We start from the raw sequence: 891 nt of genomic DNA on the forward strand, positions 1-891 counted from the left end.
ATAGTTCTTTGAAAACTGGATATAAATACCATAAATCGTCAATTCAATTTATTATTAAGAGTTTGATCCTGGCTCAGGATGAACGCTGGCTGTGTGCCTAATACATGCATGTCGAACGAGTAGCTTGCTACTAGTGGCGAATGGGTGAGTAACACGTGCTTAATCTGCCTTTTAGATTGGGATAACAAACGGAAACGTTTGCTAATACCGGATATGTAATATATTCGCATGAATTTATTATGAAAGGAGCTTTACGGCTTCACTAAAAGATGAGGGCGCGGAACATTAGTTAGTTGGTAGGGTAATGGCCTACCAAGACTATGATGTTTAGCCGGGTTGAGAAACTGAACGGCCACACTGGGACTGAGATACGGCCCAGACTCCTACGGGAGGCAGCAGTAGGGAATATTCCACAATGGGCGAAAGCCTGATGGAGCGACACAGCGTGCACGATGAAGGCCTTCGGGTTGTAAAGTGCTGTTATTGGGGAAGAACACTAAAAAGAGGAAATGCTTTTTAGCTGACGGTACCCAATCAGAAAGCGATGGCTAACTATGTGCCAGCAGCCGCGGTAATACATAGGTCGCAAGCGTTATCCGGAATTATTGGGCGTAAAGCGTTCGTAGGTTGTTTGTTAAGTCTGGTGTCAAAGCCCGGGGCTCAACCCCGGTATGCATTAGATACTGGCAAACTAGAATTAGATAGAGGTAAGCGGAATTCCATGTGAAGCGGTGAAATGCGTAGATATATGGAAGAACACCAAAGGCGAAGGCAGCTTACTGGGTCTATATTGACACTGAGGGACGAAAGCGTGGGGAGCAAACAGGATTAGATACCCTGGTAGTCCACGCTGTAAACGATGATCATTAGTCGGTGGATGATTCACTGACG

1 rRNA gene is annotated in these 891 nt (G+C 45.6%); it reads left to right on the plus strand.

Going from position 1 to position 891, the window contains the following annotated elements:
• Positions 1–50 precede the first annotated feature (50 nt).
• Positions 51–891: ribosomal RNA gene (locus KQ877_RS03455) — 16S ribosomal RNA — on the plus strand; the annotation flags it as partial.

It is taken from the genome of Mycoplasma zalophi (genome assembly GCF_018914005.1).
GTDB classification, from domain to species: domain Bacteria; phylum Bacillota_I; class Bacilli_A; order Mycoplasmatales; family Metamycoplasmataceae; genus Metamycoplasma; species Metamycoplasma zalophi_A.